The 17,793-nt window shown below is 41.0% G+C and carries 15 protein-coding genes; 9 read left to right on the forward strand and 6 right to left on the reverse strand.

Translation table 11 applies throughout. From position 1 onward, the window contains the following. The first annotated feature begins 153 nt into the window (after positions 1–153). Positions 154–1,605 (forward strand): dihydrolipoyl dehydrogenase, encoded by a 1,452-nt coding sequence (locus HWV01_RS16245; protein ID WP_211672532.1) that lies wholly within the window; start codon positions 154–156, stop codon positions 1,603–1,605. A 47-nt stretch (positions 1,606–1,652) separates the two neighbouring features. Here the strand turns inward: HWV01_RS16245 and HWV01_RS16250 are convergent, their stop codons facing one another. Further along, the gene (locus tag HWV01_RS16250) at positions 1,653–2,537 is read right to left on the reverse strand and encodes a LysR family transcriptional regulator ArgP (protein ID WP_211672533.1); all 885 of its coding nucleotides are present in this window, start codon (positions 2,535–2,537) and stop codon (positions 1,653–1,655) included. Between the two features lie 142 nt (positions 2,538–2,679). On the opposite strand from HWV01_RS16250, the gene lysE reads away from it, so the two are divergent. Beyond that, complete coding sequence (gene lysE, locus HWV01_RS16255; protein WP_211672534.1) at positions 2,680–3,291, forward strand: L-lysine exporter; 612 nt, start codon at positions 2,680–2,682, stop codon at positions 3,289–3,291. 1 nt (position 3,292) lies between these two features. On the opposite strand, the gene HWV01_RS16260 is transcribed toward lysE, so the two are convergent. Beyond that, positions 3,293–4,180: a LysR family transcriptional regulator gene (locus HWV01_RS16260; RefSeq protein WP_211672535.1), complete on the reverse strand. Its 888-nt coding sequence runs from the start codon at positions 4,178–4,180 to the stop codon at positions 3,293–3,295. Between the two features lie 150 nt (positions 4,181–4,330). On the opposite strand from HWV01_RS16260, the gene HWV01_RS16265 reads away from it, so the two are divergent. Next, positions 4,331–4,927 (forward strand): FMN-dependent NADH-azoreductase, encoded by a 597-nt coding sequence (locus HWV01_RS16265; protein ID WP_211672536.1) that lies wholly within the window; start codon positions 4,331–4,333, stop codon positions 4,925–4,927. 127 nt (positions 4,928–5,054) lie between these two features. Continuing rightward, positions 5,055–5,744 (forward strand): 16S rRNA pseudouridine(516) synthase RsuA, encoded by a 690-nt coding sequence (gene rsuA / locus HWV01_RS16270; protein WP_211672537.1) that lies wholly within the window; start codon positions 5,055–5,057, stop codon positions 5,742–5,744. A gap of 75 nt (positions 5,745–5,819) precedes the next feature. Here the strand turns inward: rsuA and HWV01_RS16275 are convergent, their stop codons facing one another. After that, positions 5,820–6,470, reverse strand: a complete 651-nt coding sequence (locus tag HWV01_RS16275) for a metalloregulator ArsR/SmtB family transcription factor (protein ID WP_211672538.1) — start codon at positions 6,468–6,470, stop codon at positions 5,820–5,822. A 187-nt stretch (positions 6,471–6,657) separates the two neighbouring features. Here HWV01_RS16275 and HWV01_RS16280 point away from each other — a divergent pair, with 187 nt between their 5' ends. The 4 genes from HWV01_RS16280 to HWV01_RS16295 all read left to right on the forward strand — a co-directional run bounded on the left by HWV01_RS16280 (position 6,658) and on the right by HWV01_RS16295 (position 12,164). Then, positions 6,658–7,275 (forward strand): NADPH-dependent FMN reductase, encoded by a 618-nt coding sequence (locus HWV01_RS16280; RefSeq protein ID WP_211672539.1) that lies wholly within the window; start codon positions 6,658–6,660, stop codon positions 7,273–7,275. Between the two features lie 52 nt (positions 7,276–7,327). After that, positions 7,328–7,744 carry a VOC family protein gene (locus HWV01_RS16285; protein WP_211672540.1) on the forward strand — a complete coding sequence of 139 codons (417 nt, stop codon included), beginning with the start codon at positions 7,328–7,330 and terminating at the stop codon, positions 7,742–7,744. A gap of 348 nt (positions 7,745–8,092) precedes the next feature. Further along, positions 8,093–10,498, forward strand: a complete 2,406-nt coding sequence (locus tag HWV01_RS16290; RefSeq protein ID WP_249185347.1) for an EAL domain-containing protein — start codon at positions 8,093–8,095, stop codon at positions 10,496–10,498. Positions 10,499–10,895: 397 nt separating this feature from the next. Next, on the forward strand, positions 10,896–12,164 hold the full coding sequence (locus HWV01_RS16295) for a hypothetical protein (protein ID WP_211672542.1): 1,269 nt from the start codon (positions 10,896–10,898) through the stop codon (positions 12,162–12,164). Positions 12,165–12,271: 107 nt separating this feature from the next. On the opposite strand, the gene gltS is transcribed toward HWV01_RS16295, so the two are convergent. After that, on the reverse strand, positions 12,272–13,510 hold the full coding sequence (gene gltS / locus HWV01_RS16300; protein ID WP_211672543.1) for a sodium/glutamate symporter: 1,239 nt from the start codon (positions 13,508–13,510) through the stop codon (positions 12,272–12,274). Positions 13,511–13,583: 73 nt separating this feature from the next. Beyond that, positions 13,584–14,441, reverse strand: a complete 858-nt coding sequence (locus tag HWV01_RS16305; protein ID WP_211675886.1) for a TIGR01459 family HAD-type hydrolase — start codon at positions 14,439–14,441, stop codon at positions 13,584–13,586. A gap of 224 nt (positions 14,442–14,665) precedes the next feature. Here HWV01_RS16305 and HWV01_RS16310 point away from each other — a divergent pair, with 224 nt between their 5' ends. After that, positions 14,666–16,699, forward strand: coding sequence for an ATP-binding protein (locus HWV01_RS16310; protein WP_211672544.1), 2,034 nt, complete (start codon positions 14,666–14,668; stop codon positions 16,697–16,699). Positions 16,700–16,734: 35 nt separating this feature from the next. Here HWV01_RS16310 and HWV01_RS16315 read toward each other — a convergent pair whose 3' ends face one another. Then, positions 16,735–17,772 (reverse strand): phospholipase A, encoded by a 1,038-nt coding sequence (locus tag HWV01_RS16315; RefSeq protein WP_211672545.1) that lies wholly within the window; start codon positions 17,770–17,772, stop codon positions 16,735–16,737. Positions 17,773–17,793: the final 21 nt, after the last annotated feature.

The raw sequence follows: 17,793 nt of genomic DNA on the forward strand, positions 1-17,793 counted from the left end.
AAACCAAACAATCAATCTATTGGAACTATTGATTGGAGTTTTGCATAATAGCTACATCAAGACGAGGCAGACACTTCGTCCCCCAAATTTGAATATAAAATAAGTGCGACAAACAAACTTCGTTTTCGCCATAACATTTTTTAAGGCTGAATTATGAATATGATAAATGTAGATGTAGCAGTAATTGGCGGTGGCACAGCAGGACTAGGCGCATACCGTGCAGCAAAGGCTCATTCAGATAGTGTCGTGATTATCGAAGGTGGCCCTTATGGAACAACTTGTGCGCGTGTTGGCTGCATGCCATCAAAACTACTGATTGCTGCAGCCGAAAGTGTACACCACATTCAAAAAGCACCAGGCTTTGGTATTCACCCACAAGGCGAAACCGTCATTAACGGTGTCGAAGTAATGGCGCGAGTTAAAAGTGAGCGAGACCGTTTTGTTGGCTTTGTCGTCGAAGGTGTTGATGAAATCCCTGCTCAAGATAAAGTGTCTGGTTATGCAAAATTCTTAAATAATACTACATTACTTGTTGATGACCATACGCAAATAAACGCTAAACGTATTGTGATTGCAACGGGTTCTCGTCCTGCTTATCCAGCTATATGGAACGAATTAGGCGACCGCCTTGTTATCAACGATGATGTCTTTGAATGGGATGATTTACCAAAATCAATCGCGGTGTTTGGCCCAGGAGTGATAGGTCTGGAACTAGGCCAGTCGTTAAAGCGCCTTGGTGTTGAAGTAATCATGTTTGGTCTTGGTGGCCAAGTGGGTCCATTAACAGATCCAGCAGTCATGGCATATGCGAATAAATCATTTAATGAGGAATTCTACCTCGATGCCGATGTCAAAGTTGAAAGCATGAAACGTCAAGGTGACCATGTTGAAATTAAGTATTTAGATCATCAGCAAGCACTACAAACGGTTAATGTTGAATACGTTCTAGCAGCCACTGGACGTCGTCCAAATGTGGATAAAATAGGCCTAAAAAATACCACCCTTGAACTGGATGAACGCGGTGTACCAACGGCAGATTATTACACCATGCAAACATCCGTAGAAAGTATCTTTATTTCGGGTGATGCCAGTAACCAAATACCACTATTACACGAAGCAGCCGACCAAGCACGTATTGCCGGTGATAACGCGGGACGTTTCCCACAAATCAGAGCGGGCTTACGTCGATCCGTTATATCAGCTGTATTTACAGATCCGCAGATTGCTATGGTAGGTGAAACATATAAACAAATCATCGAACGACTGGGTAACTGTGGTTGTTTTGAAACGGGGACTGTGTCATTTGAAAACCAAGGCCGATCACGTGTAATGCTACGTAATAAAGGTTTGTTACATGTATATGCAGAACACGGCACAGGTCTTTTCTTAGGGGCTGAAATGATTGGCCCCGACGCCGAACATTTAGCGCATTTATTAGCGTGGGCACATCAACAAAAGATGACCGTATCAGAAATGCTAGACATGCCATTCTATCACCCCGTTATTGAAGAGGGTGTAAGAACAGCACTACGAGACCTCAATGCTAAACTACATTTAGGCCCAGATATGATTAAACATTGTATGGACTGTGGCCCAGGCTGCTAGTTATAGACGCCGACAGTATTTGATTGGCTATGTTTCTACATAGCCAATCAACAGGGTATTTCACGCTTTCCTGCAATCATGATCTGTTCTGATACTTGCTTATACAAACCTTTTAACAATATCCAACGATGCCAATACAAAGGAATGGTGAGTTGTATATCGGTCAACTTAACTAATTGACCCGATGCGAGTTCATCTTTGATTTGTAACTCTGGGATCAAACAATATGCCACACCTGCATTAGCCATTGCGACAAAAGCTTCTGACGAGCGCACAATATGACAAGGGTAACTGCCACCAGCCAAACTAAAATGTTGTTGAATAAACTTAATGTGCATGTCATCTTTATGATCAAATGACACCGCAGGGGCTTTACGCAGGGCTTTCTGAGTTATACCTTCTGGTAAATACTGTTGTACAAACGCTGGCGTTGCCACTAAGGCATAGTTCAGCTCACCCAATAACGTTGATTCACAACCCGGCAATGGCTTCTTTTGTAAACTCAACGCACCAAACGCCTCTCCCGCTTTCACTTTGTCGAGGGTTCTAACCTCATCCATGATATGTAAATTCAGTTCAATCGGATATTGCTTTAACAACGGTGCCAATGCAGGAATAAACCAGGTAGCTAAACTATCAGCATTCACTGCAATGACCATCACCACAGCCTTATCAGTCGATGCCGCACTGATACTCGGTAATAATTCAGCTTCTAGGTGCTGCACTTGTTTATAATGTTTTAATAAGCGCTGGCCAATATCGGTCGCCACAATCGGTTGGCTACGGATCAACACTGGCTGTGCCACATATTCTTCTAACGACTTGATACGCTGTGATACTGCAGGTTGTGAAATACACAAAACATTGGCCGCTCGTTCAAAACTTTGCTGCTCTATTACCACTTGTAAAGCATGTAATAATTTATAATCCACTGCGTATTTCTCCCGCTTTATAATTGCAATATTAATCATTCAAACACAAACATAAGTAATACTTATCAAGTATAACAATTATTAATTATACTTATCACCTTACTTTTTGTAATCTCTACAGCCTATTTTCTAGAGGTTCATTATGCTAACAGCAACAATTCAAGGGCTACTGCTTGGCGGTAGTATGATCATCCCTATCGGCGCACAAAATGCGTATATTTTAAATCAAGGGATCAAACGTAACCACCATTTTTTAACCGCTAGTATATGCATTATTTGTGATGCCTTACTAATCAGTGCTGGTGTGTTTGGTGCGGGTAGTTTGTTGGCATTAAATCCCGACTTACTACAAATAATCACTTGGGGCGGCATTGCATTTTTATCAACTTATGGCGCAATGTCATTTCGCAGTGCATGGCAGTATAAATACGGGAAAACTGAGTTAGATAACAAACATAAATCCCGTAAAATGGTAGTAATGGCAACGCTAGCGGTCACCTTACTTAACCCGCATGTGTATTTAGATACTGTGGTTGTGTTAGGGAGTGTCGGTAATCAATTTAGTGGCGATAACCGATTAGCTTTTGCCGCGGGTACGATTTTAGCCTCAATCTTGTGGTTTTATGGCCTAGCCTTTAGCGCAGCTAAGTTTTCGAACTGGCTCAATCAACCCAAAATACAACGTGTTATCGACATCACGGTCGGCTGTATTATGTGGTTAATCGCCATTAGTCTGTATCGTAACCTCGCATGATCTAAGCATCGATGACGTATTGTTTGGCTTGTTGTTTTAATAGTTTTGCAAACAGCAAGCCAGCAGGGCCTAAGGTTTTTTTATTTGCGTATACCAAGTATAACGACAAATCAAGGCGCACATGATCTTCAATCGTGAGTTCCACCAGCTCACCATCCGCTAATTCATTTTGGATGCGACTAATGGGTAAAGTCGCATGCCCGACCCCCTGTTTAACCAAGCTAAGCGACTCATGAAAATTATTCACAGTCCAACGCTGCTGCGAGCCTAGCCACCCTGCATCAACACTACGATACGTACTCGAATCACTCATCACAATTTGGGCATGGGATTTTAATTCTGCAAGCGTTAATGGTCGATTTAACAAGGCTAACGGATGCTGGTGATGAACAAAACGCGATAATTGTGCTGGACACAATTTTTCTCCCGTAAATCCGGTGGGAATTTGACTAGTAATAATCAGGTCTGCCGTGCCATAAGTTGCGGCGTCCGTCACCCCTGATAACGTACCTTGCTGAAAATCAATACTGGTCACCACGCATTGCTGAGAAAATAAGGATAAAGTATCAGTTAACAATTGCGGCGGAAATAGTTGTGTTGTCATCACTTTTAACAACGGCTCCCAACCTGCGCTATATTCTTCAGCCAGTTGCTCGATACTTGTCGCTTGCATTAATAACTCATCCGCTTGAGCCAACATCTTCTTACCCATTTCGGTGACAACCGCACGGCGACCTTGTTGTGCAAACAAACGCACACCCAGATTATCTTGCAGCTTCTGAATCGCATAGCTAATCGAACTTTGGCTTTTAATTAAGTAATCAGCTGCCCCCTGAAAACTACCCTGCTCGACTACGACTTTAAAGATATACCATTGTTCTAAACTCACCGTAGGCTCTTTCATCATGATCCTTAACACGTATATAAAATAGCTGTTTTAATTCATCTAAAATTTCGATGATATAGATTGTATTTGCCTGGTTAATTAATTTTTAAATTCCCGTAAGCTTACTCTACAACATAAACGAGGAATCGAAAAATGAAAATATTACACATAGACAGCAGCCTGCAAGGCAGCAATTCAACATCATCAAAGATTGCAAAAAAACTAATCGATAAATTAGATGTAAATGCTCAACAGCAACAAATCACCTATCGAGATCTCAATGTATCGCAAGTTCCACACTTAACCGACGCTATTTTTAGTGCGTTCCACACACCCGAAGCAGAGCGTACAATAGAACAACAAGCAGCGGCTGCAATATCAGACCAATTAATTGATGAAGTAAATAACAGTGATATCTTAATTATCGCCGTTCCTATGTATAACTTTGGTGTACCCTCAACCCTGAAAGCTTGGATTGACCACATCGCTCGTGCAGGTAAGACATTTGCCTACACAGCTGAAGGCCCAAAACCATTACTGAAAATGCCAAAAACCTATGTGATCGCAACCCGCGGTGGTATGTATGCCAACACACCAGCAGATACTCAAGCGCCTTGGTTAGAACAAGTACTTAAGTTTATCGGTATACCAGAAGTCGAGTTTATCTTTGCAGAAGGCCTAGCGATGAACTCGGCAGATGATGTATTAAGCAACGCAGATGCACGAATTAGCGAATTACTGAGTGCTTAACGGTATTAATTGTTCACTATACTTTGCGCTTATAGCGAAAAAGGCAGATAATCAGCCCACCTATCCAAACGGGTTACCGACTCGTTTGGATATATTCCTATAACACCATGACAAAAGTTGAACATAAATGCGTTTAGATAAGTTTATTTGCCAAAGTACTAACCTGACCCGTACCCTTGCCAAGCGTGAGATTGCACGCAGCAACGTAAAAATTGATGGCGAAGTTGTACGTAAAGCAGACCATAAAGTAACAGCAGACATGGATGTTTGGTTTGGTGGTAAATCATTAAGCCAACGCCCACCGCGTTATATCATGATGCATAAACCATTAGATGTAATTTGCTCAACAGTAGATGAAGAACACCAATCAGTGATCAGCCTAATCGAAGCAGACAAACGTGACGAACTACATATCGCTGGTCGCCTTGATGTTGATACCACTGGTTTAGTATTGATCACCGATGATGGCCAATGGTCACATCGCGTTACATCACCTAAGCGTGAGTGCAACAAGCGCTACCGTGTACAACTTGCCGATCCAATTGCACCAACAGCAGTAGCTGATTTCGAAGCCGGTATCCAGTTGCGTAGCGAAGACAAACCTTGCCTACCTGCTAAATTAGAGATTTTAAGCGAAAAAGAAGTACTGCTTACCATCCAAGAAGGTAAATACCACCAAGTTAAACGTATGTTTGCTAGCCAAGGTAATCGCGTTGTAGGTTTACACCGTGAACAGATTGGTGCGATTGTACTAGACCCTGCACTGGAGCTAGGTGAATGGCGTTTCTTAACAGACGAAGAAGCTGCAAGCATCTAATCGTTTAGTTACACAATGAAAAAAGCCCACATTCATCATCTTAATGTGGGCTTTTTTATTGACGTGAACACTTATCTATTCAGTCTCTAGTGCCGTCACTTTATACGCACAACGCCTTGCTCCTTCGACAATATGCTCTTCTCGCTCAACTGTCGCAATGCCGGCTAACAAGGTTTGAAATAAATTCAATTCTGAACGACAAAAATTAAGACATCTCGATGCAGCTGCACAAATGGGGCAATGGTTTTCCATTAACCAATACACAGTATTTTTATCATCAATGTCGCTATCAACAACCACTGTCGCCATGTAGCCCTCTTCACTGCGCAACTCAGCTAACGCTTCAAGTTTACCCAATAAATCAGGTTTACTCGCCAGCCTGTCGCTATAAAGCGCCAATGACATTTGTTCTCGATGCGCGATAAGTTGCTCAAGCCCTTCATCACCAAAAATCACTTTGACTGAATCGATCAGCTGTACCGAGAGTTCCTCGTGACGGTCTGAAAAGTGGCTATTACTCTGCGTTGTTAGTGACCAATATCGGGTTGGACGACCTCGCACGGCCTTTTTATCTTCAAAGCTGATGTCACCGTCATCTTCCAACGCTTGCAAATGTTGGCGTACTCCCATGGTCGTTAAACCTAATTCACTAGCAAGTACTTTAGCGGTCAACGCACCCTCAACTTTTAACAGGCTAAGAATTTTCTCACTGGTTTTTTCTTTCATTTTGACTCCGCGTTACCTGACGACAGGCACATTCGACGTGCCTTCAGATGCTTTCATACTGAGTATTATTACCGATACAAATATTAAGTAAACTTTTTTATTTACTTTATTTTAGCTTTGACCTTTACAAACTTAAGTAAAGAGTTTACTTTATTAAACAATGGATGAATAAAAAGGGTTACTTAACATGGAATTAGTTATTATTAGTGGTAGTCAAAGACACAGTTCAGAAAGTGCAAAAGTAGCGACTTACATCGCCAGCGCAGCAAGCCAATTTAAAACAGTTCAACATATCGAACTGTGTAAATACCAACTGCCCTTTTGGGATGGTGATAATGAAAGTAAATCAGCGCCAGGCTGTGATTGGCCACTGATCAGTGAAGCAATAATGCAAGCAGATGCATTGGTACTAATCACTCCAGAGTGGGATGGAATGGCAACACCCATTTTGAAGAACTTTTTATTGATGTGTGAGCATAAAGAAACAGCACATAAACCGGCACTACTTGTTTCTGTTGTCAGTGGCATTAATGGTGCGAATCCCATCGCTGAATTAAGAATGAATGGCTGTAAAAATAATAAGTTAGTGGCGATACCAGATCACTTAATCATTCGTAACGTCGGCGATGTATTAAATGCAGGTACGGATAATATGCCAATCAGCGAACGTGACGACAGTATTAGACATCGTATTAGTTACAGCCTGCATACATTACATCAATACGGCCATGCATTAGGACAAGTTCGTCAGTTACAACAACAGCAACCTTATTCCCAGCAAGAAAAATACAGTTACGCAATGTAAGCACAAATATTTATAACAACAATATTTATAACAACAATAAAAGGATATTATTATGATACATCTTGAGCATGTGAATTTAATCGTACGCGACATCGAAGAAACACTCACTTTTTATCGTGCCGCATTTCCGCATTGGTCAGTGCGTGGGGGTGACAAAGGAGAATGGTCAGGAAAACCAAGAAACTGGATCCATTTTGGTGATGATTACCAATATCTCGCTTTTGGTGATAACGGTGTCGGTGAAAATCGAGACTTAGCTGGACACCAAGTAGGTCTTGCTCATTTCGCCTATGTTACCGACGATATTGCAGGCGTTATAAAACGTCTAGCCGATGCCGGTTTTAGCATTGCAAAAGATGGGATGGATGATGAATACCGCCAAAACATTTACTTCCTCGACCCCAATGGTTACGAAGTAGAGTTTGTTCAATATAATACTGATGTACCCAATTTAAGAAATCGCTATTAACCTCTACTAAGTGCGCTCATTTAACACGTAATAAGCGCACTTAAGTCAAAACAAAAGCATAAATAATTATCAAATAGGTTTAATAACGGTAAGTTAAACCCATTACAGTTTCGTGATGTTAACCATAATTTTTGTGACGAGCTTCTAACTATAAATCTGAAACTTTGCATAACATCAAAAAATAAGTAAGTATGAGCCTAATATTAAGCGGCATAATGATCTCACAATACAGTCATGATGAAACCAAAACTTCACACTCTCCGTAGTGCGGTCATGCTACCGTTCACATTATTGCTTTTACTTACAGTCTCCATCATAACCCTTGTTCAAAATAGCAGTTACGAAAGAATGCAGTCAAAGATTAGCGCTAAACTGCTAAATTCATACTCAGAAAATATTAAAACTAATCTCGATCATTTTTTAGAACAGCCTTTCGACACAACGCTCGCTATCGCAGACAATATTCAACGTAATCAACTCTACCAAGCATCAGATCTAACCAAAATAGAAGATTATCTACACTCTGCTATCAGCGATATCTACTATCAACAAAAACAAATCAGTACCATCTCATTTGGTAGTGAAAATAAAGATTATGTCGGATTTAGTAAAAACGAAGATCAAGATGTTTCGTTGATTTTAAAAGATAAGCGTACTAACTATGAGCTAGAGTTTTATCATGGGGAAAGCAGTGATGATATTGTCGATTATAGTATCAGTAATTACGACCCAACAACTCGACCATGGTACGCCCCCTTCGCAAAAGAAAAAGCCGCAGGATGGGCGAAGATATACAGTAATGTAGATGAAAAAAATACCTTTACCATTTCCAGTATTTCACCAGTAATAAATGACGACACATTAGTTGGTATCGTTGCTACTGACATCAATCTTCGCCATTTGTCTCATTTTATAGAACCTGAAAACCGCCATTTCAAAGGCATTACTTACATCACTGATAATCAAAATAAACTCATTGCTAGCTCACTCAAAGCATCGTTAACAGATAATGATAATAACCGCATCCAAGCAAAAGAAAGTCACAATACAGTTATTGCTGCTAATGGTCTATATATTGCCAATAGACAATTGCAGAATAAACATGCGCCAGCGACGTTTGAATTTGACCAAAATGGTATTCGTTACTTTAGCCGTATTACCGCTTACAGCAACAATAATTTACAATGGTTTATTATCGTTACTTTACCAGAAAATGTATTACTCGATGGGCTACCGAATCAACAACGCTTAGGTTTAGTAGCCGCACTGACACTGGCCTTTTTTGGCCTATTAATGGGTTTATATTTACTGCGTATTATTACCCAACCCATTATGGATATTGCCGCAATATCACAGCAACTTGATCATAATAACTGGGATGTAACGATTAGAGAAGACATCAAACTCCATGAGACGACCCAACTTATTTCTGCCTTCAAATCGATGTCATCCCGTTTAGAAAGCTCATTTACTACATTACGTAAACAACTACTGTTTGACAGTCTTACTGGCTTATTAAGTCGTGATGGTTTTGTTGAAAAGTTGAATAATCCGATTTCGCAACAACAAGGTATCCTTGTCTTGCTAGGATTACGTTCATTTCGTCACACCAATAACAGCTTAGGTCAAAACAAGAGTGATCTGTTACTTATTACTATAGCCTCACGTTTACAAAAAACCGTGGCAGACAACGTAACCATTAGCCGTATTGATAAAGATACTTTTGCCGTATTCACCCCGAACTTCCAAGATCTAGAGCACAGCCATGCGTTTGCCGAAAACCTATTAACCGACTTTAATCGCCCCTTCACGATTAATGATACAGAAGTATTAGTGGGCGCTAACGCAGGCATAATGAGTGGTAAGTTCCACGACATAGACATGGATGAATGGCTACGTAACTCAAGTCTCGCATTAACCTACGCGGTAAAACAAGAACAAATACAGCGTTGTCACTATCAAGATTACATGATAACAGCCTCGCAAGAGCAAACCCGATTAACCACAGATTTACAACGTGCGATCACCAACAATGAATTTGCCGTGTACTACCAGCCAGTGATTGATCTAACAAACAACACAATTGCAGGTGCAGAAGCCTTGGTTCGATGGCACAGCCCAATTCGTGGCATCGTATCACCGCTAGATTTCATCCCTGTAGCAGAAGACACGGGGATGATTGTCGACATAGGCAAACAGATCTTATTACAGGCATGTTCAGATACTAAATTACAAATAGAGCGTGGTCAGTGGCCAGTAAACTTTGCGTTACACGTGAATATGTCTGTACGTGAATTACTGCACCCTGATTATATCTCAACAGTAAAAAAGATCTTGGCGATCACTCAACTGCCCGCCGCCAATTTAACACTCGAAATCACCGAATCACGGTTAGTCAGCCAACCATTACTCACCAATCAACTGCTTGGTCAATTACGCAGTTTAGGCATACAGATTGCGATTGATGATTTTGGTACGGGTTACTCCTCCCTTGCCTACCTCACTCAATTACAGTTTGATGCATTAAAGATTGATAGATCCTTTGTCAGTCAGATGCTCGACAGTGAAAGCCATGCCGCTATCGTTGCAGCTATTATCACCATGACCAGTAAGTTCAATGCTGAAATTGTTGCCGAAGGTGTCGAAACCGCCGAACAAGCTCAACATTTAAAGCAACTGGGCTGTCGTTATGCACAAGGTTTTTATTATTCACGTCCTAAACCATTAACAGAATGGGACACTGAGAATATTTGAACCGACTCGCGACCGTTAATTAACAAGAAAAAGAAAGCAACGCCGTAGAAAACAAAACACCTTCACCTCACATCAAATCACATATGATTCTTCACATGTGATTTGATGTGAAGAATACAGCATCAGAATAATTAACCAGTAATGACATAAAATCCATATATCCCACCAACTTGCAATATTACACACACGTGTAAGCCCAACCACCCACCGCGATCACAAAACAACCACAAACAGGACTACGTGTCACCAAACCACCTAATATCAACCCAAAATGAGACGTGCACCAAAAAAAATACCCAAGAAATGCGATAGCCTTCAAATCCAATAACAATTAATTAACATTCAAAATCATCAATAACAGTTGTTCGATTACGATATATAATGCTTGGAGCTACAAATGCGCACTATTTTTACACTACTAATATCTGCACTTAGTTTTAACAGTTTTGCCCTCGATAGCACTTATTTACAATGCTATGGTGTGAAAGACAGTTTCGCATCACGCTCAGATTTAATTAAGAAATCATGGGCTGTCAACCCTAACAACCAATACTTGAAACTTGACGGTTATTGGAAAGACAATAGTTATAATGCCGATACCGAAAACTACTTTATCGTGAAAGCCATTGATTCAGTACCAGTCACTTCTGAGCAAGTACACAGTGTATTAGCCAGCATGTGTAGCAATACGCTAGTCAATAAGTATTCCGACGAATTTATTAGCAATATCACTTATTTTGCTTCAAACAATTCTTACGGTTTTGAATACCCAGTCATAACCGAAGCTGATGCGCTAGCAATCAACAATACCGAATTACCCGTCGCGTATAACAACATGCTGCGTTATGCGTTTGCATCAAGTTATGTCTACAGCACAGAGCAAGGGGCAGATCCTTTCTCATTTAGTGACAACGCAACATTCAAACAATTAATGGTCGATGCCAATAGCGCCGAGCTGAATGTTATTGCAACTTATGCGGGTGATAGCGGTGTTCACGGTGTGGCGATTAAAGTACCTGCAGTGCCAAGTAAAAACCTAGAAGAAGAGATCATTATTTCCTTTAAAGGTACTAGCAGTGGCAGTGATGTGATGCAAGATGTCGAACTTATGCTTGCGAACATCTCTGAAACGGATGAAGACTGGCAGGCTGAAGCATATCAGTTTACTCAACAGATCCTAGCGCAATACCCCGCTAACACAGCTTCGTTAACCCGTGGTTATAAAGCATCGTCAGCAGCAAAGACCTATAACGTGGTACTCACTGGTCACTCACTGGGTGCATATACCGCGATTGATACAGGCGTGAGAACGGGCGTTTTAACACGGGTATTCTCATCACCAGCAACACGTATTATTGAAAAGTACATTCATGCGTTTGCCAATAAAATGCGTTACAACAACGTGATTAATATGGTGCGAGAAAAAGATCCAGTCGCGACTATGTCGGGCCGTCATAACGAAAACATGATTTATTTCCCGAAAGCAGCAGGTTCAAACCCAGCCGACAGCCATTACTTAACGCCATTTATTAACGACATCTTAATGCCACTCGCAAACGGTCAAGTAACCGCAGCCAACAAGGACAGTCATGTTTATATCACTCCTGACGCCACAGTTGGCGCAGGCTTAACAGAATCAGTTAATATTTGGGACCATACGAACTAAACATATTTCGGACGTTATACTTTCCAAGGTAAAAGAAAGGGCATATCCAGTACGGAATGCCCTTTTTATAACTACTCTCGGATAGATAGAACCACTTACAACAGACGTTACAACGTAAAAACATCTAACAAGAATTGAATAATAAGCGCGTTAGCTATATCAATAAAGAAAGCGCCCACCAGCGGCACCACGACAAAGGCTTTTGCCGACGCACCAAACGTTTCGGTTACCGCCGTCATATTAGCAATCGCGGTCGGGGTTGCCCCCAACGCCAATCCCGCATAACCTGCAGACATTACCGCCGCGTCATAATCCTTACCCATCAGTGGAAATACCACAAATATAACGAAGCCAGTAACGATCACAACTTGCGCTGCGAGCATGATTAAAATGGGCCCACCTAACCCACCTAAGGTCCACAACTGTAAACTCATTAACGACATTGCTAAGAACAGCCCTAAACTCAAATCGGAGATCAATGCTAATGAACGGCTACGCTCAGGCCAAGTAAGATTAGGCATAATCAAGGGACCAAGGTTAATCACAATTATGCCAGCAAATAAGCAGGTGACAAATTCAGGCAAATGTAAACCCAAGTTGGAAATAATCACATTAAGCCCCAGTCCTAAGCCAATGCTTATACTAATAATAAATATGGAATTAAGCATGTGGTGATAGTCAATTGGCGCGACAATGGATTTAGGCGATGTCGGTTTTGTCTTAGGTTGCAGCTTGCTTTGATGAAGCGTACCAATAGTCAATTCAGGCTCTTTACTTGGCTCAAGCTTATAATGGCTAATTAAGTATTTGGCAATAGGACCGCCAATCACACCACCCAGAATTAAACCAAATGTCGCACAAGCAATCCCTATTTCCATGGCATTACTGATATTGTATTTGTCAACAAACAAAGGGGCCCACGCAATTGCGGTACCGTGCCCGCCGCTGAGTGATACCGAACCGCCAATGAGCCCCACTTCCGGTAATTGCTGGGTAAACTGCGCCACCGTTAAACCTGTAAAATTTTGTAAAAATAGATAAATCACCGCGATAACCAATAAGATGATTAACGGTTTTCCGCCTTTAAGCAAGGTCGTAATCCGAGATGACAGGCCAATAATGGTGAAAAACACAATAAGTAAATTATCGCGTACCGCTAATGAAAACTGTAATTCGATATCAAATACGACATAGAGAATAGCAAATAGAATGGATGCAATTAAGCCGCCAGAAACAGGCTCTGGTATATTATATTCTTGTAAAAAAGCGACTTTTCGTGTCAGGTATTTACCTAAAAACAACACCAAAATCGCCATAATAACGGTTTGTCGAACATCCATCTCCATCAGATACCTCTTAATTGATACATTAACTAGAGATTACCCTTCGAAACGAGAATTCACAAACCATAAACATCAATTAATTGACTTGAAACCAATCAATATAGTGGCTTGGCATAACATCAAACTCACGGCTTAAATCAGCAACCACAGACGCTGTAATCACATCGTCTTTGGTCGCCATTTTTGCGGTAAGATCTTCAGCATGAATACCCGTCGTTAAAAACAAACTAGATATACCTGCTGTATTAGCCCCACGGATGTCATGATCTAAACTGTCGCCTACCGCAATCGCGTTATCCCAACCGCCTAATAAGGTATGGCACATGTCATAGACTTCAGCTTGTGGTTTACCGTGCCAATGTACCTTTCCACCCATTGTTACATAAGCATTAGCAATTGAGCCTGGGCATAATTTTAATTCACCATCAGGGGTCATCGCCACGAGGTCAGGATTACTCACTACCATTTCTAGTCCACGCGCATAAGCTATTTCCAGGTCAGCTTGGTATTCCGCCACACTGCCTCGACCAACGCCGTAACACATGATAAGTGTCGCGTCTTCAATATCCACGCTAGTTAAGTCACAGTCTTCTAGCACATTTGCATTGGTATTATCATCAAATGCAAAGGTCAGCGCTTTACTACCGAGATGGTCAAATTTACCCTGCTTAAAATTGTGACGCATGTGATCGCCGGATGTCAGTACATCGATATACAGATCGCGGCAGATACCCGAATCGGTTAAACGCTGATAAGAGAAATGGTGGCTATTACCACTGTTCGATAAAATCACGACTTTTTTGCCATGCTGTTTTAAAAATGCTAATGCCTCAATCGCGTTTGGAAACGCATCACCGCCATTATGCAGTACGCCCCATTGATCCAAGATGAAAGTATCAAACTCGTTAATAATGACTTTAAGACCGGAAATCATTTTCACTTTATCGTTACTCCAACAGCATCTGCTATTAGCCTAAAATGGGTCATAGCTAGAACAAGATAACCCCACTATATACTTAAACCTACAAATCCCCACTTAATTGAAGAATATTAATATGGGGAAGGAGCGTGTTAATAAGGTTAAATGTGATTACAGGTCCAGTTTTATGGACGATAAATTGTTAACTTAACTGTGTTTTCTGTTGTGGTGAAGATCGAGTGTCAAATAAGTTTAAAATTATAGCCAGTGTCATTTTTGGCTGCGTGATAGTAACAACATTCACTGTACGTGAAATATGTCGAGATTGGCTTTTAGACTCCGCTCGTGAACAAGCGGAAAACCAATTACTCACCTACGTAGTGGATATTCGACGAGTACTCGCTAGCTACAAATACCTTCCCTACCTTATAACAGAACAAGAAAGTGTCACAGCAGTGCTTACTAACCCCCAAGCGTCAATGACACAGCTGAAACACACATTAACGCAGTTTGATAAAGCAGCCAACACCAAGGGCTGGTATTTACTTAAACCGGATGGTTCGCTATTAATATCGAGCCGCCATAATGCCAATTGGGATGCGCATAAAGCGGCAAACATTACCGCTAATCTACGTAATAAAAACGGTGAATTAGATAATGACAAAGGCGTATTAACATCCAGCTATATTGCCAATGGCACGGCTAATTATTATTTAAGTTTACCGATCAACCACAGCGGCAAACTGATTGGAATTGCAGTTATTAAAGTCGACTTAACCGCATTAAGTGAACCTTGGCTTGCCGCCAATGAATTTATCCTCATAAGTAATACTAAAGACCAGTTCTTTTTGTCTAGTCATCCACAAATTTCGGCGACAGAAATGAATAAGCGAGGAACGAACGGTATTAAAGCTCGCCAACTCAGCAATGACGCAAATATCTTTCACTGGAAAATTAATAATAACGATTATCAAGTGCAGCAAGTTCAACTGGACGATCTAAAGTGGCATATTTATTACCTAACACCCTTAAGTAATCTATATAAAACCGTTGATATGGCCGGATTTATTACCGCTATTTTAATGTCACTATTACTGTCAATTCTACTATACCGTCATGAACGTAGACAAAAACTCTATTCGAACGCCGCATTAAAACAGATGATTACAGGGACGAATGTCGGGTTAGTCTTACTGAATGACGATCGCAGTATCAGTTATATTAATCCAACCGCAATGCATTATTTTGGGTTAAACAATGATGATGACAACCGCTTATATGCAAGCCAACTACTCAGTCAACAACATGATAATAAGAACATTATCGAGCAATTAAATAATTTATCCGTAGTCCCAACCCTGACCGGTATTGAGGTTTTCGCGCATAATCATCAGGGACAGAGCTTTCCCGCGTTACTGTCTATAACCCCACTAGCTTGGTCACAACAGCGTGGTTCGCTAATGACATTTGTTGATATCAGCAAACGTAAACGCGCAGAACACGCACTTTCACAAGCCAATGCACAGCTGGAAACGCGAATACAAGAGACCACTGCAAAACTTTACACTGCCCAAGAAGAATTATTACTAAGCAGTAAGATGGCCGCTCTCGGTCGTATGTCCAGCGCAATCAACCACGAGTTAAATCAACCACTCACTGGCATCAGAACCTTACTATCAAGTAATATGTTATTTTTGGAGCAAGGGAATACCAAGATACTGCGTTCCAACATGGCTTTAATCGATAAGCTCGTTACACGTATGTTATCGATGACGGCACAGCTTAAAGTATTTGCTTTCAATCGTCCTGAGCGCTTAATTGCAACGTCAATAACCGACATATTAACAGAGGTATTCACGCTCCAAGAGTCTAAGCTAACCAATGTTAATATTAAGGTTGATGTGCCTGACTCACTGCCACAAGTCTTAGCTGAGCCGCATCGATTACATCAAGTATTTGCAAACTTAATCAGTAATGCAGCCGCAGCGATGCAACATACTTCACAGCCACAATTATTCATTAACGCAAGCTTGATTAAAGGCGTTATTTACATCAAGGTCACTGATAATGGCTCAGGCGTGGATGATGACGCATTAGCACATTTATTCGAACCTTTTTATACCAGCAAAAAAATCGGCGAAGGGCTTGGGCTCGGCCTCGCGATAACCGCCAATATCATGCGCGATATGCAAGGTGAAATCACGGCTCATAACAACCAGTATCAAGCAGGGATGACCTTTACACTCTCGCTTCAGGCCAGTCGCAGCGATTAATAGGTAACAACTTTTGGGGTTAAGGGGGGGTCCTCTTAAAACATATTATTAAGCGCGACCCCGATACCGAAACGAGTTTGACTGTGATTATAATCAATCAAGCTTTCACCATACCCATTAAATATAGTGAAATAGCCTTTCAGCTTGCCATATAAAGGCGTTGTTAAGTTTAACTTCACAGAGCCTTTATTCGTTGAAAAATTCTGGCGCATTTCTGCACTCAATTCATATTTCCCAAAAGCATAACCGATACCGTACTCAACATGTCCCATATAGTCTGTAATATCCGGATTATCATCACCATTAGGGCTAGTCGGATCCGTTTTGGTATCTTCAGGTAAACGATACCAAGGCCTAACACTCCACACTAAGTTACCCTGCTCATAAATAAACTCGGTATAAACACGATTCCATGAACGAGACCATGATCCAGCACGGCCATTGGATTGATGCTCAAACCCAACCGAGACTGCCGTATTAGCATCATTAGGGTGCCAATCTAATGGCGCGATATAAAATATTTCAGGTCTATAATTCGTTTCTCTAAAGGGACTTGAAATTTCCTTCGCATAAACTTGCCACCAAGCCTCGAGGGTAAAAGCAGCATAAATGCGATCACCGTCAACGAATAATGAACTATAGCTTAACGGCAGTTTCAGACTTAATTGAAATTTAGATTCGACTTTTTTATAGCCGTCGTCAAGGGAATTTAGAGTACGATAGGCTTCAGGGTTCATTTGATTAGTACTATAAACAGGTAGAATATAGTTCATTCTGTGTGGAGTGAGTACAAATTCAGATGTGTCATTTTGACGCTCTTCAATAATTCGCTTTGTCAGTAGCCCTGCTTTCACTTTTTTACCGCGGATAATGACTGAACCGTCTTCTTCGAGGCTATGTTGCGCTTTACATATCGCCCTTATCTCTCCTAATGTAACTTCTGCAGCACTATTAGCGACTTGCTTTTCAATACACTCACTTTCTGTTGCAGCTTGTGCTTGATAACTAAAAGAAAGAATGAGAGACATTAAACAGAGGTTTTTATAGTTTAATTGTTGCAAAATTGATTCCATTTTTGATGAGTTAGAATATCC

Source organism: Moritella sp. 5 (assembly GCF_018219455.1).
Taxonomy (GTDB): domain Bacteria; phylum Pseudomonadota; class Gammaproteobacteria; order Enterobacterales; family Moritellaceae; genus Moritella.

Bases quoted from the DNA above. Each gene is read 5' to 3' on its own strand.
- HWV01_RS16275 (WP_211672538.1), bottom strand. From the start codon at position 6,470: ATGAAAGAAAAAACCAGTGAGAAAATTCTTAGCCTGTTAAAAGTTGAG.
- HWV01_RS16295 (WP_211672542.1), top strand. From the start codon at position 10,896: ATGCGCACTATTTTTACACTACTAATATCTGCACTTAGTTTTAACAGT.
- HWV01_RS16290 (WP_249185347.1), top strand. From the start codon at position 8,093: ATGCAGTCAAAGATTAGCGCTAAACTGCTAAATTCATACTCAGAAAAT.
- gltS (WP_211672543.1), bottom strand. From the start codon at position 13,510: ATGGAGATGGATGTTCGACAAACCGTTATTATGGCGATTTTGGTGTTG.
- HWV01_RS16265 (WP_211672536.1), top strand. From the start codon at position 4,331: ATGAAAATATTACACATAGACAGCAGCCTGCAAGGCAGCAATTCAACA.
- lysE (WP_211672534.1), top strand. From the start codon at position 2,680: ATGCTAACAGCAACAATTCAAGGGCTACTGCTTGGCGGTAGTATGATC.
- HWV01_RS16305 (WP_211675886.1), bottom strand. From the start codon at position 14,441: ATGATTTCCGGTCTTAAAGTCATTATTAACGAGTTTGATACTTTCATC.
- HWV01_RS16285 (WP_211672540.1), top strand. From the start codon at position 7,328: ATGATACATCTTGAGCATGTGAATTTAATCGTACGCGACATCGAAGAA.
- HWV01_RS16280 (WP_211672539.1), top strand. From the start codon at position 6,658: ATGGAATTAGTTATTATTAGTGGTAGTCAAAGACACAGTTCAGAAAGT.
- HWV01_RS16315 (WP_211672545.1), bottom strand. From the start codon at position 17,772: ATGGAATCAATTTTGCAACAATTAAACTATAAAAACCTCTGTTTAATG.
- HWV01_RS16245 (WP_211672532.1), top strand. From the start codon at position 154: ATGAATATGATAAATGTAGATGTAGCAGTAATTGGCGGTGGCACAGCA.
- rsuA (WP_211672537.1), top strand. From the start codon at position 5,055: ATGCGTTTAGATAAGTTTATTTGCCAAAGTACTAACCTGACCCGTACC.